The sequence below is a fragment of the Microbispora hainanensis genome, assembly GCF_006874475.1.
GTDB lineage: Bacteria > Actinomycetota > Actinomycetes > Streptosporangiales > Streptosporangiaceae > Microbispora > Microbispora hainanensis.
On record NZ_VIRM01000157.1, the window covers coordinates 1 to 885 of the forward strand.

Below are 885 nucleotides of genomic sequence, written 5' to 3' on the forward strand. Positions count from 1 at the left end.
TTGCTGCCCTTCTTCTTCCGGTTGGCGGCCTGGTCCCTCTTTTCCGGGATGACCACCTTGATACGGCGTCCGCGAAGGTAGGCGCGGTTGCCGCGGGAGGAGTAGGCCTTGTCGCCGGCGACCGCGCCGGGCCGGGTGCGGGGACGGCCGACGGGCACCCGGACGCGTACCTTCTTCAGCACGGGGATGAACTGCGGGCTGTCGGCGGCCTGCCCCGCGGTCACGACGAACGCCAGAGGGCGGCACCTGCGATCGGCGGCGAGGTGAATCTTGCTGGTCTGCCCACCCCTGGAGCGTCCGAGCAGGGCAGCTTTCAACCGGAGCCTGCGCCGCCGCCGGATGTGCCGCCGTTGTTCTGCTTCGGCGTCGTTTCGGGCGCCCTGCTCCTGTTGTCCTTCCCGGTCGCCCCCTTTTGCCGGGCCCGCTCCTGTTCGGCAGCCTTCTCCAGGGCGGCCAGCACGTCCGGGTCAAGGTGCATCCCGGCGGCGTCGTGGTGCGCCCGAGCGGTGGTGGAGTCCACGCTGACCAGGGTCAAGTCCACCTCGCCGCGTTTGGCGGCTTCCGCGATCGCCCCGTCCAGCAGGGCTTCGAAGACGCCGGCATCCCTCCACTGCCGGAAGCGGTTGTGAACGGTCTGCCAGGCTCCGAACTCCTGCGGGATCTCCCGCCACTGCCCACCCGTCCTGAACCGCCAGATCACCCCCTCGAACTGCTGCCGCAGCCGCTCAGGGTACGGGCCGAACCTGCCGATCGGGAGATAGGGCTTGATGAACTCCCATTCCTCATCCGTCAGCTGCGCACGCGTCACACACGCCGATCTACCGGATCAAGCCACGACGGACAGGCGAATCCCACAAATTGATCACAACCCGATACGCGCCCTAG

The 885-nt window shown here is 68.2% G+C and carries 1 pseudogene; it reads right to left on the bottom strand.

The features are described from left to right. Positions 1-808 (bottom strand): annotated as a pseudogene (locus FLX08_RS39960) (transposase); the annotation flags it as partial. Between the last annotated feature and the right edge of the window lie 77 nt (positions 809-885).